The 26,469-nt window shown below is 39.7% G+C and carries 26 protein-coding genes; 25 read left to right on the forward strand and 1 reads right to left on the reverse strand.

Annotation, left to right across the window (positions count from 1 at the left end):
- Nucleotides 1-237: 237 nt before the first annotated feature.
- From SP4011_RS03030 to SP4011_RS03110, 17 genes are all read left to right on the forward strand, one after another.
- Nucleotides 238-1,212: an Rpn family recombination-promoting nuclease/putative transposase gene (locus SP4011_RS03030; protein WP_338619799.1), complete on the forward strand. Its 975-nt coding sequence runs from the start codon at nt 238-240 to the stop codon at nt 1,210-1,212.
- 1,250 nt (nt 1,213-2,462) lie between these two features.
- A complete protein-coding gene (locus tag SP4011_RS03035; RefSeq protein ID WP_000587474.1) occupies nt 2,463-2,915 on the forward strand; it encodes a YhcH/YjgK/YiaL family protein in 453 nt (150 codons plus the stop codon).
- 18 nt (nt 2,916-2,933) lie between these two features.
- Nucleotides 2,934-4,271, forward strand: coding sequence for a sugar ABC transporter substrate-binding protein (locus tag SP4011_RS03040; protein WP_338619800.1), 1,338 nt, complete (start codon nt 2,934-2,936; stop codon nt 4,269-4,271).
- Nucleotides 4,272-4,349: 78 nt separating this feature from the next.
- Entirely contained in the window at nt 4,350-5,234 is an 885-nt protein-coding gene (locus SP4011_RS03045; RefSeq protein ID WP_000237985.1) for a carbohydrate ABC transporter permease, read from the forward strand.
- The gene (locus SP4011_RS03050; RefSeq protein ID WP_000730332.1) at nt 5,234-6,067 is read left to right on the forward strand and encodes a carbohydrate ABC transporter permease; all 834 of its coding nucleotides are present in this window, start codon (nt 5,234-5,236) and stop codon (nt 6,065-6,067) included. Before SP4011_RS03045 ends, SP4011_RS03050 begins: the two co-directional genes overlap by 1 nt.
- 6 nt (nt 6,068-6,073) lie before the next feature.
- Nucleotides 6,074-6,391 carry a hypothetical protein gene (locus SP4011_RS03055; protein ID WP_338619803.1) on the forward strand — a complete coding sequence of 106 codons (318 nt, stop codon included), beginning with the start codon at nt 6,074-6,076 and terminating at the stop codon, nt 6,389-6,391.
- Complete coding sequence (locus SP4011_RS03060) at nt 6,274-7,377, forward strand: Gfo/Idh/MocA family oxidoreductase (RefSeq protein ID WP_338619804.1); 1,104 nt, start codon at nt 6,274-6,276, stop codon at nt 7,375-7,377. Before SP4011_RS03055 ends, SP4011_RS03060 begins: the two co-directional genes overlap by 118 nt.
- A 179-nt stretch (nt 7,378-7,556) precedes the next feature.
- Entirely contained in the window at nt 7,557-8,255 is a 699-nt protein-coding gene (locus SP4011_RS03065) for an N-acetylmannosamine-6-phosphate 2-epimerase (RefSeq protein WP_338619806.1), read from the forward strand.
- A gap of 114 nt (nt 8,256-8,369) precedes the next feature.
- Nucleotides 8,370-9,698, forward strand: a complete 1,329-nt coding sequence (locus tag SP4011_RS03070; RefSeq protein WP_338619807.1) for an ABC transporter substrate-binding protein — start codon at nt 8,370-8,372, stop codon at nt 9,696-9,698.
- Nucleotides 9,699-9,950: 252 nt separating this feature from the next.
- Nucleotides 9,951-10,817, forward strand: a complete 867-nt coding sequence (locus tag SP4011_RS03075) for a sugar ABC transporter permease (RefSeq protein ID WP_338620395.1) — start codon at nt 9,951-9,953, stop codon at nt 10,815-10,817.
- 15 nt (nt 10,818-10,832) lie between these two features.
- Nucleotides 10,833-11,672, forward strand: coding sequence for an ABC transporter permease subunit (locus tag SP4011_RS03080; protein WP_166728114.1), 840 nt, complete (start codon nt 10,833-10,835; stop codon nt 11,670-11,672).
- A 171-nt stretch (nt 11,673-11,843) separates the two neighbouring features.
- Nucleotides 11,844-12,296, forward strand: a complete 453-nt coding sequence (locus tag SP4011_RS03085; RefSeq protein WP_338619810.1) for a YhcH/YjgK/YiaL family protein — start codon at nt 11,844-11,846, stop codon at nt 12,294-12,296.
- A gap of 19 nt (nt 12,297-12,315) precedes the next feature.
- Entirely contained in the window at nt 12,316-12,960 is a 645-nt protein-coding gene (locus SP4011_RS03090; protein ID WP_338619812.1) for a YesL family protein, read from the forward strand.
- A 171-nt stretch (nt 12,961-13,131) separates the two neighbouring features.
- A complete protein-coding gene (locus SP4011_RS03095) occupies nt 13,132-14,049 on the forward strand; it encodes a dihydrodipicolinate synthase family protein (protein WP_338619813.1) in 918 nt (305 codons plus the stop codon).
- Nucleotides 14,050-14,066: 17 nt separating this feature from the next.
- Nucleotides 14,067-14,951: an ROK family protein gene (locus SP4011_RS03100; protein WP_338619815.1), complete on the forward strand. Its 885-nt coding sequence runs from the start codon at nt 14,067-14,069 to the stop codon at nt 14,949-14,951.
- A 96-nt stretch (nt 14,952-15,047) separates the two neighbouring features.
- Nucleotides 15,048-15,335, forward strand: coding sequence for a hypothetical protein (locus SP4011_RS03105; RefSeq protein ID WP_338619816.1), 288 nt, complete (start codon nt 15,048-15,050; stop codon nt 15,333-15,335).
- Nucleotides 15,325-15,675, forward strand: a complete 351-nt coding sequence (locus SP4011_RS03110; RefSeq protein WP_338619817.1) for a type II toxin-antitoxin system RelE/ParE family toxin — start codon at nt 15,325-15,327, stop codon at nt 15,673-15,675. Before SP4011_RS03105 ends, SP4011_RS03110 begins: the two co-directional genes overlap by 11 nt.
- Nucleotides 15,676-15,736: 61 nt before the next feature.
- Here SP4011_RS03110 and SP4011_RS03115 read toward each other — a convergent pair whose 3' ends face one another.
- Complete coding sequence (locus SP4011_RS03115) at nt 15,737-16,588, reverse strand: MurR/RpiR family transcriptional regulator (RefSeq protein WP_338619818.1); 852 nt, start codon at nt 16,586-16,588, stop codon at nt 15,737-15,739.
- Between the two features lie 193 nt (nt 16,589-16,781).
- Between SP4011_RS03115 and pbp2b the strand changes: the two genes are divergently transcribed.
- The 8 genes from pbp2b to SP4011_RS03155 all read left to right on the forward strand — a co-directional run bounded on the left by pbp2b (nt 16,782) and on the right by SP4011_RS03155 (nt 26,465).
- Entirely contained in the window at nt 16,782-18,839 is a 2,058-nt protein-coding gene (pbp2b, locus tag SP4011_RS03120) for a penicillin-binding protein 2B (protein ID WP_338619820.1), read from the forward strand.
- A gap of 10 nt (nt 18,840-18,849) precedes the next feature.
- Entirely contained in the window at nt 18,850-19,446 is a 597-nt protein-coding gene (gene recR, locus SP4011_RS03125) for a recombination mediator RecR (RefSeq protein ID WP_000966754.1), read from the forward strand.
- 175 nt (nt 19,447-19,621) lie between these two features.
- Nucleotides 19,622-20,665 (forward strand): D-alanine--D-alanine ligase, encoded by a 1,044-nt coding sequence (locus SP4011_RS03130; protein WP_338619822.1) that lies wholly within the window; start codon nt 19,622-19,624, stop codon nt 20,663-20,665.
- An 83-nt stretch (nt 20,666-20,748) separates the two neighbouring features.
- Nucleotides 20,749-22,122, forward strand: coding sequence for a UDP-N-acetylmuramoyl-tripeptide--D-alanyl-D-alanine ligase (locus tag SP4011_RS03135; protein WP_173253161.1), 1,374 nt, complete (start codon nt 20,749-20,751; stop codon nt 22,120-22,122).
- A 94-nt stretch (nt 22,123-22,216) separates the two neighbouring features.
- A complete protein-coding gene (locus SP4011_RS03140; protein ID WP_173220112.1) occupies nt 22,217-22,921 on the forward strand; it encodes a TIGR02206 family membrane protein in 705 nt (234 codons plus the stop codon).
- A gap of 218 nt (nt 22,922-23,139) precedes the next feature.
- The gene (gene ftsA, locus SP4011_RS03145) at nt 23,140-24,513 is read left to right on the forward strand and encodes a cell division protein FtsA (RefSeq protein WP_000090392.1); all 1,374 of its coding nucleotides are present in this window, start codon (nt 23,140-23,142) and stop codon (nt 24,511-24,513) included.
- A 16-nt stretch (nt 24,514-24,529) separates the two neighbouring features.
- Entirely contained in the window at nt 24,530-25,789 is a 1,260-nt protein-coding gene (ftsZ, locus tag SP4011_RS03150; RefSeq protein WP_000144272.1) for a cell division protein FtsZ, read from the forward strand.
- Between the two features lie 4 nt (nt 25,790-25,793).
- Nucleotides 25,794-26,465 (forward strand): YggS family pyridoxal phosphate-dependent enzyme, encoded by a 672-nt coding sequence (locus SP4011_RS03155; RefSeq protein ID WP_173220115.1) that lies wholly within the window; start codon nt 25,794-25,796, stop codon nt 26,463-26,465.
- Nucleotides 26,466-26,469 lie beyond the last annotated feature (4 nt).

A 26,469-nucleotide genomic window follows, 5' to 3' on the forward strand; every position in this document is an offset into this window, starting at 1 on the left:
AATTAATAGTCTAGGAAGTGGTAAGAGTTCTCTAAAACGGCTGATTTTGTAATCTTTTTTGTAAAATAGAGTCTTTAATAAATAATATGAGCAAGATTTATCTCTTTACAAGTGATTAGGATTAATAATTTTTAACTTTCTCGCTTCTTTTGTCTTTCTTTTCCGAATAAATAGATAGTAGCAGTAAATCTAGTAAACCTAGATTTAAAAATGTGCTATAATGAAAGGAGAAGCAATATGACTGTACGTCATCCGGGCATTAGCCCGACCAATGATTTGGTTGCTAAGAAGATTTTTAGCAATCCGGAAATCACTTGTCAATTTATTCGCGATATGCTGGATTTACCAGCCAAAAATGTGACCATTTTGGAGGGAAGTAACATTCACGTCTTGCCTTCCCTGCCCTACTCGGCTCAGGATTTCTATACCAGTATAGATGTTTTAGCTGAACTAGATAATGGTACTCAAGTAATCATTGAGATTCAAGTCCATCATCAGAATTTTTTCATCAATCGCCTGTGGGCTTACCTTTGCAGTCAGGTCAATCAAAATCTTGAAAAAATTCGTCAACGAGAAGGTGATACTCATCAGAGTTATAAACACATCTCACCAGTATACGCTATCGCAATTGTGGATAGTAACTACTTCTCAGATGACTTGGCTTTTCATAGTTTTAGCATGCGAGAGGATAGGACAGGTGAGGTTTTAACAATTACAAACAATGGACAGGAAAACCATCTGGTTAAGATGGCATTCTTGGAACTAAAAAAATACAGAGAAACCAGCAAAGACGAGGTTCGCAAGCCATGGTTGGAGTTTTTCGGGAATAAACCCTTTACCCAGCAGCCCGAGCGAGCCATCAGCCAAGCAGATCAACTGCTGGACTACAAGAGCTGGTCCGAGGAGGATAGGAAAATGTTTAGTGAACAACGCAGGCGAGAAGAACAAGCCATGTTAGCACAGGACTATGCTTTGGAGCAAGCTGAGGAAAAAGGTTTAGAGAGAGGTCTTGAACGTGGTCGCGCAGAGGGGATTGAACAAGGCATCGAAAAAGGTTTAGAACAAGGACTTGAACGTGGGAAAGTTGAAGGAAGTTTGTCTATGCTACTAAATCTAGTCCACCAAGGACTTCTGACTTCCGAGGTTGCCAGTCAGCAGTTGGGCATGACTGTTGCTGAGTTTGAAGTATTATTGAAAGACCATCATAAATAAGAATGTTGAATCTCAAATTCAAGTTAGGCAGAGAGAAGAAATTTTCAGAGAGATTTGCGATCCAACTATTTTTTAGGACAATCATTGCTTCACCTCTCGATGAAGGCAACTTTTTTAGAAGTCGTTTTTTTAGGTAAGAGGATTGACTTTAGGAAATCATCTACGAGTCAGTTTTTTTAAGTCCTCATATAGAGACTCTAGGCATAAAATCTTAAAAATCACAAACACGCATAGTATCAGGTAATTAAAAAACTTGATACTATGCGTTTTATAGTGCAGTGAATCTATATTAGGACACTACAATTCTTAAATCATTGTTAGAAATTAGTTTGAATTTTCCAATCAATTTATTCGATTTTTACATCATTGCATTATATCATGCGACTATTAACCTTGTTTTCTCCTAAAATTGACTTTCTTGTTTTCTTATCTTGTCCACTCGAAACAAGTCTTGCAAGAAACCTACTTATTTTTGAAAGTACTTTTAATGTAGTTGCTATAGTTAAAAAGATTTGAAACTAAATTCCAAATTAGAAAAAGACTTGAAATACTAAAAAAAAAGTATACTCTAATTGAAAACGGTAACAAAACTAATTTAGAGAATGAAATATAGAGTATTTCTCTCTTAAAAGTTTTTGGTGAAACGAGATGTAGAAAGGAGATTTAGCCAAAGAGTCTATTAGTGCTAGAATAATAGATTAGAATTATTTTAGAAAAACTAATACTCAATGAAAATCAAAGAGCAAACTAGGAAACTAGCCGCAGGCTGTACTTGAGTACGGCAAGGAGACGTTGACGCAGTTTGAATTTGATTTTCGAAGAGTATAAGTGAGCAGCTTATAAATTCAATTCCCCAAATAGATTCATACTAGTATCTTTTGCAAAAAATAAAGGGCGACTTCCTTCATGAATATCAATTTCATCTATAAGGAAGGTAGCTCATTGAACTAACTTATTTATTCTGTTTGTCGCTAGAAAAATCAGACCTCCTTGTGAAGATTGAGGAGATACTGAATGAAAATCAAAGAAGAAACTAGCAAGCTAGTAGCAGATTGCCCAAAACACCGCTTTGAGGTTGTAGATAAGACTGACCTATATAATCCAAGGTGAAGCGACTGTGGTTTGAAGAGATTTTCAAAGAGTATAGGTTAGAGAGTGTAGTGTTTTTATGTCCTTCTAGTAGAAAATGCTAGACAGAAGAATGGGGAACTTGGATAGGAAAAATAGATTGAGAAAGGAGGTTAGAAGAGATGATTATTACAAAAATTAGCCGTTTAGGAACTTATGTGGGAGTAAATCCACATTTTGCAACATTAATAGATTTTCTAGAAAAAACAGGACTAGAAAATTTAACAGAAGGTTCGATTGCTATCGATGGTAATCGATTGTTTGGGAATTGCTTTACTTATCTAGCAGATGGTCAAGCAGGGGCTTTCTTTGAAACACACCAAAAATATTTGGATATTCATTTAGTTTTGGAAAACGAAGAAGCCATGGCTGTTACATCGCCGGAAAATGTAAGCGTTACCCAAGAGTATGATAAAGAGAAAGATATTGAATTATACACAGGGAAAGTGGAACAGTTGGTTCATTTGAGAGCTGGCGAATGCCTCATCACTTTTCCAGAAGATTTACATCAACCCAAGGTTCGTATAAATGATGAACCTGTGAAAAAAGTTGTCTTTAAAGTTGCGATTTCTTAATGTAGAAAGGGAAGAACGATGAAAAAAATGAGAAAGTTTTTATGTCTAGCTGGAGTTGCGCTAGCAGCCGTTGCCTTGGTAGCTTGTTCAGGAAAAAAAGAAGCTACAACTAGTACTGAACCACCGACAGAATTATCTGGTGAGATTACAATGTGGCACTCCTTTACTCAAGGACCACGTTTAGAAAGTATTCAAAAATCAGCAGATGCCTTCATGCAAAAGCATCCGAAAACGAAAATTAAGATTGAAACATTCTCTTGGAATGACTTCTATACTAAATGGACTACAGGTTTAGCAAATGGGAATGTGCCAGATATCAGTACAGCTCTTCCTAACCAAGTAATGGAAATGGTCAACTCAGATGCTTTGGTTCCGCTAAACGATTCTATCAAGCGTATTGGACAGGATAAATTTAACGAAACTGCCTTAAATGAAGCAAAAATCGGAGATGATTACTACTCTGTTCCTCTTTATTCACATGCACAAGTCATGTGGGTTAGAACAGATTTGTTAAAAGAACATAATATTGAGGTTCCTAAAACTTGGGACCAGCTCTATGAAGCTTCTAAAAAATTGAAAGAAGCTGGAGTTTATGGATTATCTGTTCCGTTCGGAACAAATGACTTAATGGCAACACGTTTCTTGAACTTCTACGTACGTAGTGGTGGTGGAAGTCTCTTAACAAAAGATCTTAAAGCAGATTTGACAAGCCAACTTGCTCAAGATGGTATTAAATACTGGATTAAAATGTATAAAGAAATTTCACCTCAAGATTCTTTGAACTTTAATGTCCTTCAACAAGCTACCTTGTTCTATCAAGGAAAAACAGCATTTGACTTTAACTCTGGCTTCCATATTGGAGGAATTAATGCCAACAGTCCTCAATTGATTGATTCAATTGATGCTTATCCTATTCCAAAAATCAAAGAATCTGATAAGGACCAAGGGATTGAAACTTCAAACATTCCAATGGTTGTTTGGAAAAATTCAAAACACCCAGAAGTTGCTAAAGCATTCTTAGAATCACTTTATAATGAAGAAGACTACATTAAATTCCTTGATTCAACTCCAGTAGGTATGTTGCCAACTATTAAGGGGATTAGCGATTCTGCAGCCTATAAAGAAAATGAAACTCGTAAGAAATTTAAACATGCTGAAGAAGTAATTACTGAAGCTGTTAAAAAAGGTACTGCTATTGGTTATGAAAATGGACCAAGTGTACAAGCTGGTATGTTGACTAACCAACACATTATTGAACAAATGTTCCAAGATATCATTACAAATGGAACAGATCCTATGAAAGCAGCAAAAGAAGCAGAAAAACAATTAAACGATTTATTTGAGGCTGTTCAGTAGATGTAAAAGACTAGAAAATAGGTGGGCTAGTGAGCTGAAAAGCCCTAGCCCAATCTTGTAAAAGAAGGGAGAAGGAGAATGGTTAAAGAACGTAATTTAACTCGCTGGATATTTGTTTTGCCAGCTATGATTATCGTAGGATTACTCTTTGTTTATCCGTTTTTCTCGAGTATTTTTTATAGCTTTACCAATAAGCATTTGATTATGCCCAATTACAAATTTGTTGGTTTAGCTAACTATAAAGCTGTGCTATCAGATCCCAACTTCTTTAATGCGTTCTTTAATTCAATTAAGTGGACCATTTTCTCATTAGTTGGTCAAGTTTTAGTAGGGTTTGTATTAGCTTTAGCTCTTCACAGAGTACGCCACTTCAAGAAATTATATAGGACCTTATTGATTGTTCCTTGGGCATTTCCTACAATCGTTATTGCCTTCTCTTGGCAATGGATTCTAAACGGGGTTTATGGCTATTTACCTAATCTAATCGTAAAATTAGGTTTAATGGAACATACACCTGCATTTTTGACAGATAGTACATGGGCATTCCTATGTTTGGTGTTTATCAACATTTGGTTTGGAGCGCCGATGATTATGGTCAATGTGCTTTCAGCTTTGCAAACAGTACCAGAAGAACAATTTGAGGCTGCTAAGATAGATGGTGCTTCAAGTTGGCAGGTGTTCAAGTTTATCGTCTTTCCACATATTAAAGTGGTTGTAGGGCTTCTAGTTGTTTTGAGAACTGTATGGATCTTTAATAACTTTGACATTATCTACCTAATTACAGGTGGTGGACCAGCCAATGCTACAACGACGCTTCCAATTTTTGCCTACAACCTAGGTTGGGGAACTAAATTGTTGGGTCGTGCTTCAGCAGTCACAGTATTGCTCTTTATCTTCTTGGTGGCGATTTGCTTTATCTACTTTGCTATCATCAGTAAGTGGGAAAAGGAGGGTAGAAAATAATGAAGAAGAAATCCGGTATTTATTTAGATATTCTCTCACATGTACTCTTGATTGGTGCGACTATCGTTGCAATTTTCCCATTGGTATGGATTATCATATCTTCTGTCAAAGGTAAAGGGGAATTAACTCAGTATCCAACACGATTTTGGCCTGAACAATTTACATTAGATTATTTCACTCATGTTATCAACGATTTGCACTTTATTGATAACATTCGAAATAGTTTAATCATTGCCTTAGCTACAACCGTTATTGCGATTATTATTTCTGCTATGGCAGCCTACGGTATTGTTCGATTCTTCCCTAAATTGGGAGCAATCATGTCGAGATTACTTGTCATTACCTACATTTTCCCACCAATTTTGTTAGCAATTCCCTATTCAATTGCCATTGCTAAAGTTGGCTTAACAAATAGTTTATTTGGCTTGATGATGGTTTATCTATCTTTTAGTGTTCCATATGCAGTTTGGCTCTTAGTTGGATTTTTCCAAACAGTTCCAATTGGAATTGAAGAAGCGGCTCGAATTGATGGTGCAAATAAATTTGTTACTTTTTATAAAGTTGTACTACCGATTGTAGCCCCAGGTATTGTAGCAACAGCTATTTATACATTTATCAATGCTTGGAATGAATTCTTGTATGCCTTGATTTTGATTAACAATACAGGAAAGATGACAGTAGCAGTAGCCCTTCGATCACTTAATGGTTCAGAAATCTTAGACTGGGGAGATATGATGGCAGCATCTGTTATTGTAGTTCTTCCATCAATCATTTTCTTCTCTATCATCCAAAATAAAATTGCAAGTGGATTGTCAGAAGGATCTGTGAAGTAATACTCAATGAAAATCAAAGAGCAAACTAGGAAACTAGCCGCAGGCTGCTCAAAGTACAGCTTTGAGGTTGCAGATAAAACTGACGAAGTCAGCTCAAAACACGTTTTTGAGGCTGTAGATGAAGCGACGTTGACGCGGTTTGAAGAGATTTTCGAAGAGTATAAGTTAAAATTAGAAAGTTTATTCAATAATAAAGGAGAAAAAACATGGTTAAATACGGTGTTGTTGGAACAGGATATTTTGGAGCTGAATTGGCTCGCTATATGCAAAAGAATGATGGAGCAGAGATTACTCTTCTCTATGATCCAGATAATGCAGAGGTAATTGCAGAAGAATTGGGAGCAAAAGTAGCAAGTTCCCTAGATGAGTTGGTTTCTAGCGATGAAGTAGATTGTGTTATCGTCGCAACTCCAAATAATCTTCATAAGGAACCGGTTATTAAGGCTGCACAGCATGGTAAAAATGTTTTCTGTGAAAAACCAATTGCGCTTTCTTATCAAGATTGTCGCGAGATGGTAGATGCATGTAAAGAAAACAATGTAACCTTTATGGCAGGACATATTATGAATTTCTTTAATGGTGTTCATCATGCAAAAGAACTCATTAATCAAGGAGTCATCGGAGACGTTCTATATTGTCACACAGCTCGTAATGGTTGGGAAGAACAACAACCGTCAGTATCATGGAAAAAAATTCGTGAAAAATCAGGTGGTCACTTGTATCACCACATCCATGAGTTGGATTGTGTTCAATTCCTTATGGGTGGCATGCCTGAAACTGTAACTATGACAGGTGGAAATGTAGCCCATGAAGGTGAACATTTCGGTGATGAAGATGATATGATTTTTGTCAATATGGAATTTTCTAATAAGCGTTTTGCCTTGTTAGAATGGGGTTCAGCTTATCGTTGGGGTGAACATTATGTCTTAATCCAAGGAACCAAAGGTGCTATCCGCTTAGACTTATTCAACTGTAAAGGAACTCTTAAGCTAGATGGACAAGAAAGTTATTTCTTGATTCATGAATCTCAAGAAGAAGATGATGATCGTACTCGTATCTATCATAGTACAGAGATGGATGGAGCAATTGCTTATGGTAAACCAGGTAAACGTACTCCATTATGGTTGTCATCTGTCATTGATAAAGAAATGCGCTATCTGCATGAGATTATGCAAGGAGCTCCAGTATCAGAAGAATTTGCAAAACTATTGACAGGTGAAGCTGCTTTAGAAGCGATTGCTACTGCAGATGCTTGTACCCAGTCTATGTTTGAAGATCGCAAAGTAAAATTGTCAGAAATTGTAAAATAAATTTTGGTATTCTCCTATTATAGGTCGACTTGCTCCTCTGAAAGTACTTTTAGAGGAGCTGTTTGACTTGGCTAGTTTTTGAAACTGAAATCTATTATACTACAAACTCTTGAAAGCGTTTTATTTTTAAGGTATAATAATCTCATAGAAACAAAGAAAAAGGAAAAGGAGGAAAGAGGATGCCACAGATTACTAAAGAAGCCTTGATTACACAAATCAAAGATGGAATCATCGTTTCTTGTCAGGCCCTTCCTCACGAACCGCTTTATACAGAAGCGGGAGGAGTCATTCCCTTGCTGGTCAAAGCGGCTGAGCAAGGTGGAGCAGTCGGTATCCGAGCAAATAGTGTTCGTGATATCAAGGAGATCAAGGAGGTTACAAAACTTCCGATTATCGGGATTATCAAACGAGATTATCCACCTCAAGAACCTTTCATCACTGCTACTATGAAAGAAGTTGATGAACTAGCAGAACTAGATATTGAAGTGATTGCTCTAGACTGTACTAAACGCGAACGCTACGATGGTTTAGAGATTCAGGAGTTTATCCGTCAGGTCAAGGAAAAATATCCTAACCAGCTCTTGATGGCTGATACAAGTACTTTCGAAGAAGGACTAGCAGCCGTTGAAGCAGGAATTGACTTTGTCGGAACAACCTTATCAGGCTATACATCTTACAGTCCAAAAGTGGACGGACCTGATTTTGAATTAATCAAAAAACTCTGTGATGCAGGAGTGGATGTCATTGCCGAAGGGAAAATTCATACACCAGAACAAGCCAAACAAATCCTTGGATATGGAGTGCGAGGCATCGTTGTTGGTGGCGCTATTACTAGACCAAAAGAGATTACAGAACGCTTCGTTGCTGGTCTCAAATAACACAATCTTAAAAAAGAGGAGAGTGGTGGATGAGTAGGATGAAATGAAATCGCATACAAGAAATAAAGAACTCATTATCCAAGTTGGATACGCTTATTACATAGGAGAATACAAATGAAATTTAGAAAATTAGCTTGTACAGTACTTGCGGGTGCTGCGGTTCTTGGTCTTGCTGCTTGTGGCAATTCTGGCGGAAGTAAAGATGCTGGGAAATCAGGTGGTGACGGTGCCAAAACAGAAATCACTTGGTGGGCATTCCCAGTATTTACCCAAGAAAAAACTGGTGACGGTGTTGGAACTTATGAAAAATCAATCATCGAAGCGTTTGAAAAAGCCAATCCAGATGTAAAAGTGAAATTGGAAACCATTGACTTCAAGTCAGGTCCTGAAAAAATCACAACAGCTATCGAAGCAGGAACAGCTCCAGACGTACTCTTTGATGCACCAGGACGTATCATCCAATACGGTAAAAACGGCAAATTGGCTGAGTTGAACGACCTCTTCACAGATGAATTTGTTAAAGATGTCAACAATGAAAACATCGTACAAGCAAGTAAAGCTGGAGACAAGGCTTATATGTATCCAATTAGTTCTGCCCCATTCTACATGGCAATGAACAAGAAAATGCTAGAAGATGCTGGAGTAGCAAACCTTGTAAAAGAAGGTTGGACAACTGATGATTTTGAAAAAGTATTGAAAGCACTTAAAGACAAGGGTTACACACCAGGTTCATTGTTCAGTTCTGGTCAAGGGGGAGACCAAGGAACACGTGCCTTTATCTCTAACCTTTATAGCGGTTCTGTAACAGATGAAAAAGTTAGCAAATATACAACTGATGATCCTAAATTCGTCAAAGGTCTTGAAAAAGCAACTAGCTGGATTAAAGACAATTTGCTCAATAATGGTTCACAATTTGACGGTGGGGCAGATATCCAAAACTTTGCTAACGGTCAAACATCTTACACAATCCTTTGGGCACCAGCTCAAAATGGTATCCAAGCTAAACTTTTAGAAGCAAGTAAGGTAGAAGTGGTAGAAGTACCATTCCCATCAGACGAAGGTAAACCAGCTCTTGAATATCTTGTAAACGGATTTGCAGTATTCAACAATAAAGACGACAAGAAAGTCGCTGCATCTAAGAAATTCGTTCAATTTATCGCGGATGACAAAGAATGGGGTCCAAAAGACGTTGTTCGTACAGGTGCCTTCCCAGTCCGTACTTCATTTGGCAAACTTTATGATGACAAACGCATGGAAACAATCAGCGGCTGGACTCAATACTACTCACCATACTACAACACTATTGATGGATTTGCTGAAATGAGAACACTTTGGTTCCCAATGTTGCAATCTGTATCAAATGGTGACGAAAAACCAGCGGACGCTTTGAAAGCCTTCACTGAAAAAGCGAACGAAACAATCAAAAAAGCTATGAAACAATAGTCCTTAGTCATTCTATAAAAAGTAGTTTTTTAAAGAATCTAAGAGTGTATACCCCCTTTTCCCTCTACACAGATAGTGTAAGAAAAGGGGGGCTTTTGTTTAAAATGTAAGAAATTGTCACGAAATTAAAATGAAGTTCTTACATAAGCGAACCATAAAAAATTTCATTTTGATTTTAAAACAGTTCAAGAAAGTCAAAAAATTATTCTATTTGAAAGAGAGGTGCCGACTGTGAAAGTCAATAAAATCCGTATGAGGGAAACAGTGATTTCCTATGCTTTCCTAGCACCAGTGTTGTTCTTCTTTATTATCTTTGTTTTAGTACCAATGATTATGGGCTTCATCACAAGTTTCTTTAACTACTCTATGACTAGTTTTGAATTTGTGGGCTTAGATAACTATGTCCGTATGTTTAAAGATCCTGTCTTTACAAAATCTCTGATTAACACAGTTATTTTGGTTGTTGGCTCTGTACCGATTGTTGTTCTCTTTTCACTCTTTGTAGCGTCACAGACCTACCATCAAAATGCTATTGCCAGATCTTTCTACCGTTTCGTCTTCTTCCTTCCTGTTGTAACAGGTAGTGTTGCCGTAACAGTTGTTTGGAAATGGATTTATGACCCACTATCAGGGATTCTAAACTTTGTCCTTAAATCAAGTCATATCATCAGCCAGAATATTTCTTGGTTGGGGGATAAACACTGGGCATTACTGGCAATTATGATTATCCTCTTGACAACTTCAGTTGGTCAACCAATCATCCTCTACATCGCTGCTATGGGGAATATTGACAATTCACTGGTTGAAGCGGCTCGTGTAGACGGTGCAACTGAATTTCAAGTTTTCTGGAAGATTAAATGGCCAAGCCTTCTTCCAACAACTCTCTACATCGCAATCATCACAACAATTAACTCATTTCAAGTTTTCGCCTTGATTCAACTATTAACATCTGGTGGGCCAAACTACTCAACAAGTACCTTGATGTACTACCTTTACGAAAAAGCCTTCCAATTGACCGAATACGGCTATGCCAACACAATTGGTGTCTTCTTGGCAGTCATGATTGCGATCGTAAGCTTTGTTCAATTTAAGGCGCTCGGAAATGACGTAGAATATTAAAGAAAGGAGACAGCTATGCAATCTACACAAAAGAAACCTATAACAGCTTTCACTGTTATTTCAACTATTATCTTGCTCTTGTTGACCGTGCTGTTCATCTTTCCATTCTACTGGATTTTGACAGGGGCATTCAAATCACAACCTGATACAATTATGATTCCGCCACAATGGTTTCCTAAAATGCCAACCATGGAAAACTTCCAACAACTCATGGTGCAGAACCCTGCCTTACAATGGATGTGGAACTCAGTATTTATCTCATTGGTAACCATGTTCTTAGTCTGTGCAACCTCATCTCTAGCAGGTTATGTATTGGCTAAAAAACGTTTCTATGGTCAACGCATTCTCTTTGCTATCTTCATCGCTGCTATGGCGCTTCCAAAACAAGTTGTCCTTGTACCACTGGTACGTATCGTCAACTTCATGGGAATTCATGACACTCTTTGGGCAGTTATCTTGCCTTTGATTGGATGGCCATTCGGGGTCTTCCTCATGAAACAGTTCAGTGAAAACATCCCAACAGAGTTGCTCGAATCAGCTAAAATCGACGGTTGTGGTGAGATTCGTACTTTCTGGAGCGTAGCCTTCCCAATTGTGAAACCAGGATTTGCAGCCCTTGCAATCTTTACCTTCATCAATACTTGGAACGACTACTTCATGCAGTTGGTAATGTTGACTTCACGTAACAATTTGACTATTTCACTCGGGGTTGCGACCATGCAAGCCGAAATGGCAACCAACTATGGTTTAATCATGGCAGGGGCAGCTCTTGCTGCTGTGCCAATCGTAACAGTCTTCCTAGTCTTCCAAAAATCCTTCACACAAGGTATTACTATGGGAGCGGTCAAAGGTTAAGAAAAGTAAACTGGTGTGTCAAGATTGCGGAAGTGGTCTTGACATGCTATGGAAATATAGATGTTATAAGTGTCTACAAAATGTTGGGTATTTGCTTACCTTAGAGATTTTGTTAGACACTTATAAACTTAAGAATGATTTTAGTTAACTATCAGAAACGAAGGAAAGAGTATGATTTTTGACGATTTGAAAAACATTAGCTTTTACAAAGGGATTCATCCCAATCTAGACAAGGCTATCGACTATCTCTACCAACATCGTAAGGATTCTTTCGAATTAGGTAAGTATGAGATTGACGGAGATAAAGTCTTTCTAGTTGTTCAGGAAAATGTCCTCAATCAAGCTGAAAATGATCAATTTGAGCATCATAAGAACTATGCAGATTTACATTTGCTGGTAGAAGGACATGAATATTCGAGCTACGGTTCACGTATCAAAGATGAAGCAGTAGCATTCGACGAAGCGAGTGACATTGGCTTTGTTCATTGTCATGAAAAATACCCACTCTTGTTGGGTTATCACAATTTTGCAATTTTCTTCCCAGGAGAACCTCACCAGCCAAATGGCTATGCAGGTATGGAAGAGAAGGTTCGTAAATATCTCTTTAAAATTTTGATTGATTAAAAAATCAGGAGGAGCAAACATGGCACAAAAAGGAGTAAGCCTCATCAAGGCAGCATTTGATACAGACAACTTTCTCATGCGTTTTAGTGAAAAGGTTTTGGATATCGTCACAGCCAATCTTCTTTTTGTCGTCTCTTGTTTGCCCATCGTGACGATTGGAGTGGCTAAAATTAGCCTCTACGAGACCATGTTTGAGATTAAGAAGAGCAGACGTGTGCCTGTCTTTAAAATCTATCTAAGAGCTTTCCAGCAAAATCTGAAATTAGGTTTTCAGTTAGGTCTGCTTGAGCTGGGCATTGTTTTGTTGAGTCTTTTAGACCTCTATATCTTTTGGGGGCAGACAGCTATGCCTTTCCAAATGGTGAAAGCTATTTGTCTAGGGATTCTTATCTTCCTCACTATCGTGATGCTGGCTAGCTATCCAATCGCTGCGCGCTATGATTTAACTTGGAAAGAAGTATTACAAAAAGGGCTGATCTTGGCAAGTTTTAACTTTCCTTGGTTCTTCCTCATGTTAGCCATTCTTATCCTCATTGTGATGATTCTTTATCTGTCCGCTTTCAGTCTACTTTTAGGTGGTTCAGCCTTCCTGCTTTTTGGATTTGGACTATTGGTCTTTATCCAGACTGGATTGATGGAGAAAATTTTTGCAAAATACGAATAGGATGGCTTGTTTCTGAAACTACTTTCAAGCTTTAAACGTTTCAAAATACATATCGAAACTAAAATCTAAGTGTACACCAGATGTTGAAAGCGTTTTTCACAAGGTGTATACTAAACACGTAAAGAATAAATCCTGCTTCTAGCAGAAAAAAGAAATCTTAGGAGAAAATCTATGTCAGATTTAAAAAAATATGAAGGTGTCATTCCAGCCTTCTACGCATGTTACGATGAACAAGGAGAAGTAAGCTCAGAACGTACTCGTGCCTTGGTTCAATACTTCATTGATAAAGGTGTTCAAGGTCTCTATGTCAATGGTTCTTCTGGTGAATGTATCTACCAAAGTGTTGAAGACCGCAAGTTGATTTTGGAAGAAGTCATGGCAGTTGCCAAAGGGAAATTGACTATCATTGCTCACGTTGCTTGCAACAATACTAAAGATAGTATGGAACTTGCTCGCCACGCAGAAAGCTTGGGTGTAGATGCCATTGCAACGATTCCGCCGATTTACTTCCGCTTGCCAGAATACTCAGTTGCTAAATACTGGAACGATATCAGTTCTGCAGCTCCAAACACAGACTACGTTATCTACAACATTCCTCAGTTAGCAGGTGTTGCCTTGACTCCAAGTCTCTATACTGAAATGTTGAAAAATCCACGTGTTATCGGTGTGAAGAATTCTTCTATGCCGGTTCAAGATATCCAAACCTTTGTCAGCCTTGGTGGAGGAGACCACATCGTCTTTAACGGTCCAGATGAACAATTCCTAGGTGGCCGTCTCATGGGTGCTAAAGCTGGTATCGGTGGTACTTATGGTGCTATGCCAGAACTCTTCTTGAAACTCAATCAATTGATTGCGGACAAAGACTTGGAAACAGCGCGTGAATTGCAGTATGCTATCAACGCAATCATTGGCAAACTCACTGCTGCACATGGAAATATGTACGGTGTGATTAAAGAAGTTTTGAAAATCAATGAAGGCTTGAACATTGGTTCTGTTCGTTCACCATTGACACCAGTAACTGAAGAAGATCGCCCAGTTGTAGAAGCAGCTGCCGCCTTGATTCGTGAAACCAAGGAGCGCTTCCTCTAATCCATAAGGAGGTATTTATGACACACTACGTTGCAATTGATATCGGTGGAACCAATATCAAATATGGTTTGATCGACTCAAAAGGCCAACTTGTTGAATCCCATGAAATGCCAACTGAGGCGCATAAGGGTGGTCCTCATATCTTACAAAAGACCAAAGATATCGTAGCCAGCTATCTAGAAAAAGGCCCGGTAGCAGGTGTTGCTATTTCTTCTGCAGGAATGGTGGATCCTGATAAGGGTGAGATTTTCTATGCTGGCCCTCAGATTCCCAACTATGCAGGTACACAGTTCAAGAAGGAAATCGAGACGAGTTTTACGATTCCTTGTGAAATTGAAAATGATGTCAACTGTGCAGGTCTGGCTGAAGCGGTATCTGGTTCAGGCAAGGGAGCGAGTGTCACTCTTTGCTTGACTATTGGAACAGGTATCGGGGGTTGCTTGATTATGGATGGGAAAGTTTTCCATGGATTTAGCAATTCAGCCTGTGAAGTTGGTTATATGCATATGCAGGATGGAGCTTTCCAAGACTTAGCCTCTACGACAGCCTTGGTGGAGTATGTAGCAGTAGGTCATGGAGATTCAGTTGATCAGTGGAATGGCCGACGCATCTTTAAGGAAGCTACCGAAGGAAACAAAATCTGTATGGCTGGCATTGACCGCATGGTAGATTACCTTGGAAAAGGTCTGGCAAATATTTGCTACGTTGCCAATCCAGAAGTAGTCATTCTCGGTGGCGGTATCATGGGACAAGAGGCTATCCTCAAACCGAAGATTCGCACAGCTTTAAAAGATGCCTTGGTACCAAGCCTAGCTGAAAAAACACGATTAGAATTTGCCCATCACCAAAATACAGCAGGGATGTTGGGAGCCTACTATCATTTCAAGACAAAACAATCCTAGTTTGGCCCAGCCAAACTAGGATTTTCTAATCAAGTTCCCTTGACTTTCTTTATAATTGTGAGATAATAAATAAAATATATAAAGGAATTATATAAAATGACTATAGCAAATTCAAGTAAAGTTGTGACCTTCCAAGCTAATAGAGAATTAGTAAATGATGCCATGGAGGTGTTAAAAGAAAAAAATCTCTCTCTTTCATCAGCACTAAGATTATTTTTAAAGAATGTTGCCGTAACAAATGAAGTAGATTTACTGAGTGAAGAGGAATTAGAGAAGGAGTATTTATTTAGGCAATTACAAGCAGAAGTTCAAGAAAGTTATGCCAAGATTGAGGCTGGAAATTACTTGACAGATGAGGATGTCGTGACACGCTATGAATTATAAAAAATATAGGATTTTGTATTCTCCTAGAGTGATTGATAGTCTGGATAAAATATATCAGTATATAGCGGAGGAAATTGGTTCAGTAGAGGCTGCGAGACGAAAAGTGGCGAGTATCAGAAAAGATATGAATCGGCTAGAAATTTTCCCTCAAGCTGGATTTGATGCCGATGAAAAATTTGGTAAGAAATTAGATCCTCACTACCAAACGCGAGGGTTGACCTTGAGTAAGGATTACATCGTATTATATACAATTGTTGAGGATACCGTCAGGCTTGCTTATTTACTCCCTTCAAAAAGTGATTACATGAAATTATTTAAGACTAAGTCAAGATACGACTAATTCATAATCTAGAAGAGGGATGTTTGGTGATGAATAAAAATCCTAGTTTGGCTCAGCCAAACTAGGATTTTCTGACACGTTTTTGTCTACGATAGCCGTTGAGTTTCTTATTTTCCCAGTAGCTATTAAAGATTTTTTCCTTGCTTTCGCGATTGATTTCCAAAAAGTAGGCATAAATCAAATCGATAAAGAAGAGCATAGGAAGTTGAGCGGATATTCGTTGGATGTAGGAAGGTTGGCTGTGGCTAGCAACGAGAACGGTCTCTGTATAGGTCTGGCTATCTTTATTGGGAACACTTGAAAAGAGTACAGTCTTTGCCCCCATCTCCTTGGCATCTAGTAGACTATCTAAAATAGAAGGTGTTGTACCAGAAAGTGAGAAACCAAGTACGAGACAATTTTCGTCCATAATACTGGTTGTCCAGGCAAAGCCGTCTTGATCGGTCAAAGCTTCGCAGACCACACCCAGACGCATGAAGCGCAATTTCATTTCACGAGCAACAAGGCCAGAACTCCCTGTTCCGAAGAAGTAGACACGCTCAGCATCTTCGATTAATTGGGCAATTCGTTCTAGTTGGACTTCGTCAATCAAGTCTTGTGTTTGTTCCCTCATATTGCTATAGCTTCTGAGGACTCGTTTGGTCAGTGGACTGTGCTTGGAGACTTGGTTGGCTTGATTTTCTGCCTGATGTTGGTATTGGAAAATAAATTCTCGGTAGCCAGTAAAGCCACACTTTTTAGCAAAGCGGGTCAGAGCAGCCTGAGAGATATGTAATTTTTGAGTGACCTGTTGGGAGGAAAGGTCATCTTGAATGGTTTCTGCTTGCAAAAAATAGCGAGCGATTTCTTGCTCTAGGTCTGTCATTTCTTCAAAATGTGAATCAATGACAGTTGCGATATCTGGTTTGTCCATAGGGAAGGCTCCTTTAAATGAGTCGTGTTGGAAAAAGACTAGATTATTGAACTGTTACATTCATTATAACATATAATATAGGGATGAATAAATAAAAACGTATCTTACTGTAAAAACGAAAAAAAGCTTCTTTCTTTTCCATAATTTTCTGCTCAAATTGTGGTACAATTAAGAGTAAGATTTTAAGTTAGAAATGAGACTGATTTGTATGAGAAAATTTAACAGCCATTCGATTCCGATTCGGCTTAATTTATTGTTTTCAATCGTCATTTTACTCTTTATGACCATTATTGGTCGTTTGTTGTATATGCAGGTTTTGAACAAGGATTTTTACGAAAAAAAGCTAGCCTCAGCTAGTCAGACCAAGGTCACAACCAGTTCTGCCCGTGGGGAAATTTATGATGCTAGTGGAAAACCTTTGGTAGAAAATACGTTAAAACAGGTTGTTTCCTTTACGCGTAGCAATAAAATGACGGCTACAGACTTAAAAGAAATAGCTAAAAAGTTACTGACTTATGTGAGCATCAGTTCGCCAAATTTAACAGAACGCCAGCTGGCTGATTACTATTTGGCTGATCCTGAAATCTATAAAAAAACAGTGGAAGCTCTCCCAAGTGAGAAACGCTTGGATTCAGATGGCAATCGCCTATCCGAATCAGAACTGTATAACAATGCGGTCGATAGTGTCCCAACAAGTCAACTAAACTATACAGAGGATGAAAAGAAAGAAATCTATCTTTTTAGTCAGTTAAATGCTGTTGGAAACTTTGCGACAGGAACCATTGTGACAGATCCTCTAAATGATTCTCAGGTGGCTGTTATTGCCTCTATTTCAAAGGAGATGCCTGGCATTAGTATTTCTACTTCTTGGGATCGAAAGATTTTGGAAACTTCCCTTTCTTCTATAGTAGGGAGTGTATCCAGTGAAAAAGCTGGTCTCCCAGCGGAAGAAGCAGAAGCCTATCTTAAAAAAGGCTATTCTCTAAATGACCGTGTTGGAACCTCCTATTTGGAAAAGCAATATGAAGAGACCTTACAAGGGAAACGCTCGGTAAAAGAAATCCATCTGGATAAATATGGCAATATGGAAAGTGTGGATACAATTGAGGAAGGTAGTAAGGGAAACAATATCAAACTGACCATTGATTTGGCCTTCCAAGATAGCGTGGATGCTTTGCTGAAAAGTTATTTCAATTCCGAGCTAGGAAATGGTGGAGCTAAGTATTCTGAAGGCGTGTATGCAGTCGCCCTTAACCCCAAAACAGGTGCTGTTTTGTCTATGTCAGGACTCAAACATGACCTGAAAACGGGAGACTTGACGCCTGATTCCTTGGGAACGGTAACCAATGTCTTTGTCCCAGGGTCAGTAGTTAAGGCCGCTACCATCAGCTCAGGTTGGGAAAATGGTGTTTTATCAGGAAACCAAACCTTAACAGATCAGCCTATTGTTTTCCAAGGTTCAGCTCCAATTTATTCTTGGTATAAATTGGCATATGGATCTTTTCCTATTACAGCTGTGGAAGCCTTGGAGTATTCTTCTAATGCCTATATGGTTCAAACGGCTTTGGGCATTATGGGTCAGACCTATCAACCCAATATGTTTGTTCTAACTAACAATTTAGAATCCGCCATGGGGAAACTTCGCTCGACATTTGCGGAATATGGTCTTGGAGCCTCAACAGGCATTGACCTTCCAGATGAGTCAACTGGTTTTATACCAAAAGAGTATAATTTTGCTAATTACATTACCAATGCCTTTGGTCAGTTTGATAACTATACGCCGATGCAGTTGGCTCAGTATGTAGCAACTATTGCAAATGATGGTGTTCGTGTGGCTCCTCGTATTGTTGAAGGCATTTATGGAAATAATGATAAGGGAGGCCTAGGCGACTTGATTCAGCAACTGCAACCGACAGAGATGAATAAGGTCAATATATCCGACTCCGATATGAGTGTCTTGCACCAAGGTTTTTATCAGGTTGCTCATGGGACTAGCGGATTGACAACTGGACGTGCCTTTTCAAATGGTGCCTTGGTATCTATTAGCGGAAAAACGGGTACAGCCGAAAGCTATGTGGCAGATGGTCAGGAAGCAACCAATACCAATGCGGTAGCCTATGGCCCATCTGATAATCCCCAAATCGCTGTTGCAGTGGTCTTTCCTCATAATACCAATCTAACAAATGGTGTAGGACCTTCCATTGCGCGTGATATTATCAATCTGTATCAAAAATACCATCCAATGAATTAGAAAGGAAATTATGCTTTATCCAACACCCATTGCCAAGCTGATTGACAGTTATTCCAAGTTACCAGGTATCGGGATTAAGACGGCTACGCGTCTGGCCTTTTATACGATTGGGATGTCTGATGATGATGTCAATGAATTTGCAAAAAATCTCCTTTCTGCTAAGAGAGAATTGACCTACTGTTCCATTTGTGGACGTTTGACAGACGACGACCCTTGCTCTATCTGTACCGATCCGACTCGTGACCAGACAACGATTTTGGTGCTAGAGGATAGTCGGGATGTGGCAGCCATGGAAAACATCCAAGAATACCATGGCCTCTATCATGTCCTGCATGGCCTTATTTCTCCTATGAATGGTATCAGTCCAGATGATATCAATCTCAAGAGTCTCATGACTCGTCTGATGGATAGTGAGGTTTCAGAAGTAATCGTAGCAACCAATGCCACAGCAGATGGGGAAGCGACTTCCATGTATCTTTCCCGCTTACTCAAGCCAGCTGGGATTAAGGTCACTCGCCTGGCACGAGGCCTTGCTGTGGGAGCAGATATCGAGTATGCGGACGAAGTGACCCTCTTACGGGCTATTGAAAATCGAACAGAGTTGTAAGTGTAGACAAATTTACGAACTCCATTCATTTATAAAAAATCAAGGAGGCTGAAAATCGTTCCTATCGGCCTCTTTTTGTATAGTGTGATGGGTAGTATCAGGTTCAAATTTTAAAAAAACAAGCAAATATGATATACTAAAGAGCGAGTATTCTAGTAGAATTAGGACAAATGATATGAAACAAACGATTATTCTTTTATACGGTGGACGGAGTGCGGAACGCGAAGTCTCTGTCCTTTCAGCTGAGAGTGTCATGCGTGCGGTCAATTACAACCGTTTCACAGTTAAGACTTTCTTTATCAGTCAGTCAGGTGACTTTATCAAAACACAGGAATTTAGTCAGACTCCGGGGCAAGAGGACCGTCTCATGACCAATGAAACCATTGATTGGGATAAGAAAGTTGCACCAAGTGCCATCTACGAAGAAGGGGCAGTTGTCTTTCCAGTTCTTCACGGTCCGATGGGAGAAGATGGTTCTGTTCAAGGATTCTTGGAAGTTTTGAAAATGCCGTATGTCGGCTGTAATATCTTGTCATCTAGTCTTGCCATGGATAAAATCACGACCAAGCGTGTGTTAGAATCTGCTGGCATTGCCCAAGTTCCTCATGTGGCTATCGTTGAAGGCGATGATGTGACTGCTAAAATCGCTGAAGTGGAAGAAAAATTGGCTTATCCAGTCTTCACCAAACCGTCAAACATGGGGTCTAGTGTCGGTATTTCTAAGTCTGAAAATCAAGAAGAACTTCGTCAGGCTTTGGAACTTGCCTTTCAATATGACAGCCGTGTCTTGGTAGAGCAAGGAGTAAATGCCCGTGAAATTGAGGTTGGCCTCTTGGGTAACTACGATGTCAAGAGCACGCTACCTGGAGAAGTTGTCAAGGACGTTGCCTTTTATGACTACGATGCCAAGTATATTGATAACAAGATTACTATGGATATTCCTGCCAAAATCAGTGATGATGTGGTAGCTGTCATGCGTCAAAATGCAGAAACGGCCTTCCGTGCCATTGGTGGCCTCGGTCTCTCTCGTTGCGATTTCTTCTATACAGATAAGGGAGAGATTTTTCTAAACGAGCTTAATACCATGCCAGGTTTCACCCAGTGGTCAATGTATCCACTGCTTTGGGACAATATGGGAATCAGCTACCCAGAACTAATCGAGCGTTTGGTTGACCTTGCCAAGGAAAGTTTTGACAAGCGCGAAGCGCATTTGCTATAAAATGAAAGAGAGGGTAGGAGCCAGAACCATCACTGCAAGGTGATCATAGTTCTCGGACTTCGACCCTTTTTAAAGGAGTAGAAATGAAATTAACAATCCATGAAGTGACTCAAGTTGTAGGAGCTAAAAATGATATCAGCATCTTTGAGAACACCCAGTTAGAGAAGGCTGAGTTTGACAGTCGCTTAATCGCGACGGGGGACTTGTTTGTGCCCCTCAAAGGTGCGCGTGACGGTCATGACTTTATCGAAACAGCTTTTGACAATGGCGCTGCTGTAACCCTGTCTGAGAAAGAGCTTGCAAATCATCCTTACATTTTAGTAGACGATGTGTTGACTGCCTTTCAACAACTAGCTGCCTACTATCTTGAGAAAATGGCTGTTGATGTCTTTGCAGTTACAGGTTCAAATGGCAAGACAACGACCAAGGATATGTTGGCGCACTTGCTATCAACAACCTACAAAACCTACAAAACACAAGGCAATTACAATAACGAGATCGGCCTTCCCTACACAGTTCTTCATATGCCTGAAGGAACAGAAAAGTTGGTTTTGGAGATGGGGCAGGATCACTTGGGCGATATTCATCTCTTGTCTGAGTTGGCTCATCCAAAGACAGCCATCGTGACCTTGGTTGGAGAAGCCCATTTGGCCTTTTTCAAAGACCGTTCGGAGATCGCTAAAGGGAAAATGCAAATTGCAGATGGTATGGTATCGGGTTCCTTGCTTTTGGCACCAGCTGACTCCATTGTAGAGGACTACTTGCCAACAGATAAAAAGGTAGTCCGTTTTGGGCCAGGAGCAGAGTTGGAAATTACAGACTTGATTGAGCGCAAGGACAGTCTGACCTTTAAGGCTAATTTCTTGGAACAAGCCCTCGATTTGCCAGTGACTGGTAAGTACAATGCCACCAATGCTATGATTGCGTCCTATGTTGTCCTACAAGAAGGGGTTTCAGAGGAGCAAATTCGTCAGGCCTTCCAAAATCTTGAATTGACGCGTAATCGTACCGAGTGGAAGAAAGCAGCCAATGGAGCAGATATCCTATCAGATGTGTATAATGCCAACCCAACTGCTATGAAGCTGATTTTAGAGACTTTCTCTGCCATCCCAGCCAATGAAGGTGGCAAAAAAATTGCTGTCTTGGCGGATATGAAGGAACTTGGTGACCAGTCTGTTCAACTCCATAACCAGATGATTTTGAGTCTCTCTCCAGATGTGCTTGATACCGTGATTTTCTATGGAGAAGACATTGCTGAATTAGCCAAATTGGCCAGTCAAATGTTCCCAATTGGCCACGTTTACTACTTCAAGAAAACAGAAGACCAAGACCAATTTGAAGACCTAGTCAAGCAGGTCAAGGAAAGTCTAGGAGCCCACGACCAAATCCTACTCAAAGGCTCCAATTCTATGAATCTAGCCAAATTGGTAGAAAGTTTAGAACATGAAGACAAGTGATTTTGTCAAACATTTACGTATTTCTAAATCCATTTTTCTTAAGTAGCATGGTATAATAAAATGCAGGAAAATTTTGAATCATGAGGAAGACTAAATGAATTTATGGGATATTTTTTTTACAACTCAGGCAACCGAGCCGCCCAAATTTGACCTTTTTTGGTATGTCAGTATATTTACACTCTTGGCTTTGATCTTTTATACAGCCTATCGTTATCGTGAAAAGAAGGTTTACCAACGATTTTTCCAGATTTTACAGGCCGTTCAGTTAATCCTACTTTATGGTTGGTACTGGGTCAATCATATGCCACTATCAGAAAGCTTACCCTTTTACCATTGCCGTATGGCCATGTTTGTGGTACTTTTGCTTCCTGGTCAGTCCAAATATAGGCAGTATTTTGCATTACTAGGAACATTTGGGACATTAGCAGCCTTTGTTTATCCAGTGTCAGATGCCTATCCTTTCCCCCATATCACCATTTTATCCTTTATTTTTGGGCATTTAGCACTCTTGGGGAACTCTCTGGTTTATCTCTTGAGACAGTATAATGCGCGATTGCTGGATGTGAAGGGGATTTTTCTCATGACCTTTGCATTAAATGCTTTGATTTTTATGGTCAATTTGGTAACAGGTGGAGATTACGGATTCTTGACAAAACCGCCATTGGTTGGAGATCACGGCTTAGTGGCTAATTATTTAATCGTTTCTCTGGCCCTGTCAGCAGCGATTACGTTGACAAAGAAAATTTTAGAACTATTTTTAGAACAAGAAGCAGAAAAAATGATTGCAAAGAAAGCTTAACACAGAGCTTTCTTTTTTTGTCTTAGAGAGTTTTTACAAGCAGCTTACAAAATAAGAATTTCTGAACATAGAAACTCAAAAAATGGCTGGGAAATTTAGGAAAAAAGCAAGCACGATTAAATTTTTTGTGTTATAATATTCTGTGAATAGCTATGCCTATGTTTAGCTATGGAATAATACGAAGTGCGAAACTTGGAAGATAGAGAGGATGCGATGTAATGGCTAGAGAAGGCTTTTTTACAGGTCTAGATATTGGAACAAGCTCTGTCAAGGTGCTTGTGGCCGAGCAGAGAAATGGTGAATTAAATGTAATTGGCGTGAGTAATGCCAAAAGTAAAGGTGTAAAGGATGGAATTATTGTTGATATTGATGCAGCAGCAACTGCTATCAAGTCAGCCATTTCCCAAGCAGAAGAAAAGGCAGGTATTTCGATTAAATCAGTGAATGTCGGCTTGCCTGGTAATCTTTTGCAGGTCGAACCAACTCAAGGGATGATTCCAGTAACATCTGATACCAAGGAAATTACGGATCAAGATGTTGAAAATGTTGTCAAATCAGCTTTGACAAAGAGTATGACACCTGACCGTGAAGTCATTACCTTTATTCCTGAAGAATTTATTGTGGATGGTTTCCAAGGGATTCGTGACCCACGTGGCATGATGGGGGTTCGCCTTGAAATGCGTGGCTTGCTTTATACAGGCCCTCGTACTATCTTGCACAATTTGCGTAAGACGGTTGAGCGTGCAGGTGTTCAGGTTGAAAATATTATCATTTCGCCACTAGCAATGGTTCAATCAGTTTTGAACGAAGGTGAACGTGAATTTGGTGCTACAGTGATTGATATGGGGGCAGGTCAAACGACTGTCGCTACAATCCGCAACCAAGAACTCCAATTCACACATATTCTCCAAGAAGGTGGAGATTATGTAACTAAAGATATCTCCAAGGTTTTGAAAACCTCTCGCAAATTAGCAGAAGGCTTGAAACTGAATTACGGGGAAGCCTATCCGCCTCTTGCAAGCAAAGAAACCTTCCAAGTAGAAGTTATTGGAGAAGTAGAAGCAGTCGAAGTGACGGAAGCCTACTTGTCAGAAATTATTTCTGCACGAATCAAGCACATCCTTGAACAAATTAAGCAAGAATTAGATAGAAGACGTCTATTGGAGCTCCCTGGTGGAATTGTCTTAATCGGTGGAAATGCTATTTTACCGGGTATGGTAGAATTGGCTCAAGAAGTCTTTGGCGTTCGTGTCAAACTCTATGTTCCAAACCAAGTTGGTATCCGTAATCCAGCCTTTGCGCATGTGATTAGTTTATCAGAATTTGCTGGACAATTGACAGAAGTCAATCTTTTGGCTCAAAGAGCGGTCAAGGGTGAAGTTGCTCTGACTCATCAACCAATTAGTTTTGGGGGAATGATACAGAAAACAGCTCAGTTTGTACAATCAACGCCTGTTCAACCAGCTCCTGCTCCAGAAGTAGAGCCGGTGGCGCCTACAGAACCAATGGCGGATTTCCAACAAGCTTCACAAAATAAACCGAAATTAGCAGATCGTTTCCGTGGCTTGATCGGAAGCATGTTTGACGAATAAAGAGGAAAAATAAATTATGACATTTTCATTTGATACAGCTGCTGCTCAAGGTGCAGTGATTAAAGTAATTGGTGTCGGTGGAGGTGGTGGCAATGCCATCAACCGTATGGTCGACGAAGGTGTTACAGGCGTAGAATTTATCGCAGCAAACACAGATGTACAAGCATTGAGTAGTACAAAAGCTGAGACTGTAATTCAGTTGGGACCTAAATTGACTCGTGGTTTGGGTGCAGGAGGTCAACCTGAGGTTGGTCGTAAAGCTGCTGAAGAAAGCGAAGAAACACTGACGGAAGCTATCAGTGGTGCAGATATGGTCTTCATCACTGCTGGTATGGGAGGAGGCTCTGGAACTGGAGCTGCTCCTGTTATTGCTCGTATCGCCAAAGATTTAGGTGCTCTTACAGTTGGTGTTGTGACACGTCCTTTCGGTTTTGAAGGAAGCAAGCGTGGACAATTTGCTGTAGAAGGAATCAATCAACTTCGTGAGCATGTAGATACTCTATTGATTATTTCGAACAACAACTTACTTGAAATTGTTGATAAGAAAACACCGCTCTTGGAGGCTCTTAGCGAAGCGGATAACGTTCTTCGTCAAGGTGTTCAAGGGATTACTGATTTGATTACTAATCCAGGATTGATTAACCTTGACTTTGCCGATGTGAAAACGGTGATGGCAAACAAAGGGAATGCTCTTATGGGTATTGGTATCGGTAGTGGAGAAGAACGTGTTGTTGAAGCAGCGCGTAAGGCAATTTACTCTCCACTTCTTGAAACAACAATTGATGGAGCAGAAGATGTGATTGTCAACGTTACTGGTGGTCTTGATTTAACCTTGATTGAAGCAGAAGAGGCTTCACAAATTGTGAACCAAGCAGCAGGTCAAGGAGTGAACATCTGGCTCGGTACTTCAATTGATGAAAGTATGCGTGATGAAATTCGTGTAACAGTTGTCGCAACAGGTGTTCGTCAAGACCGCGTAGAGAAGGTTGTTGCTCCACAAGCTAGACCTACTACTAACTACCGTGAGACAGTGAAACCAGCTCATTCACATGGCTTTGATCGTCATTTTGATATGGCAGAAACAGCTGAATTGCCAAAACAAAATCCACGTCGTTTGGAACCAACTCAAGCATCTGCTTTTGGTGATTGGGATCTTCGCCGTGAATCGATTGTTCGTACAACAGATTCAGTCGTTTCTCCAGTTGAACGCTTTGAAGCCCCAACATCACAAGATGAAGATGAATTGGATACACCTCCATTTTTCAAAAATCGTTAAGTAAATGAATGTAAAAGAAAATACAGAACTTGTTTTTCGAGAAGTCGCAGAGGCGAGTCTGAATGCTCATCGCGAGAGTGGCTCAGTCTCTGTCATTGCAGTTACCAAGTATGTAGATGTACCGACAGCGGAAGCCTTGCTTCCGCTAGGTGTTCATCATATCGGTGAAAATCGTGTCGATAAGTTTCTGGAAAAATATGAAGCTTTAAAAGATCGAGATGTGACTTGGCATTTGATTGGTACCTTGCAAAGACGTAAGGTGAAAGATGTCATTCAATACGTTGATTATTTCCATGCCTTGGATTCAGTCAAGCTAGCAGAGGAAATTCAAAAAAGAAGTGACCGAGTCATCAAGTGTTTTCTTCAAGTAAATATTTCTAAAGAAGAAAGCAAACACGGTTTTTCGAGAGAGGAACTGCTGGAAATCTTGCCAGAGTTAGCCAGACTAGATAAGATTGAATATGTTGGTTTAATGACGATGGCACCTTTTGAGGCTAGCAGTGAGCAGTTGAAAGAGATTTTCAATGCGACCCAAGATTTACAAAAAGAAATTCAAGAAAAACAAATTCCAAATATGCCTATGACCGAGTTAAGTATGGGAATGAGTCGTGATTATAAAGAAGCGATTCAATTCGGTTCCACCTTTGTTCGTATAGGTACATCATTTTTTAAGTAGGAGA

This window comes from Streptococcus parapneumoniae (assembly GCF_037076355.1).
Classification (GTDB): domain Bacteria; phylum Bacillota; class Bacilli; order Lactobacillales; family Streptococcaceae; genus Streptococcus; species Streptococcus parapneumoniae.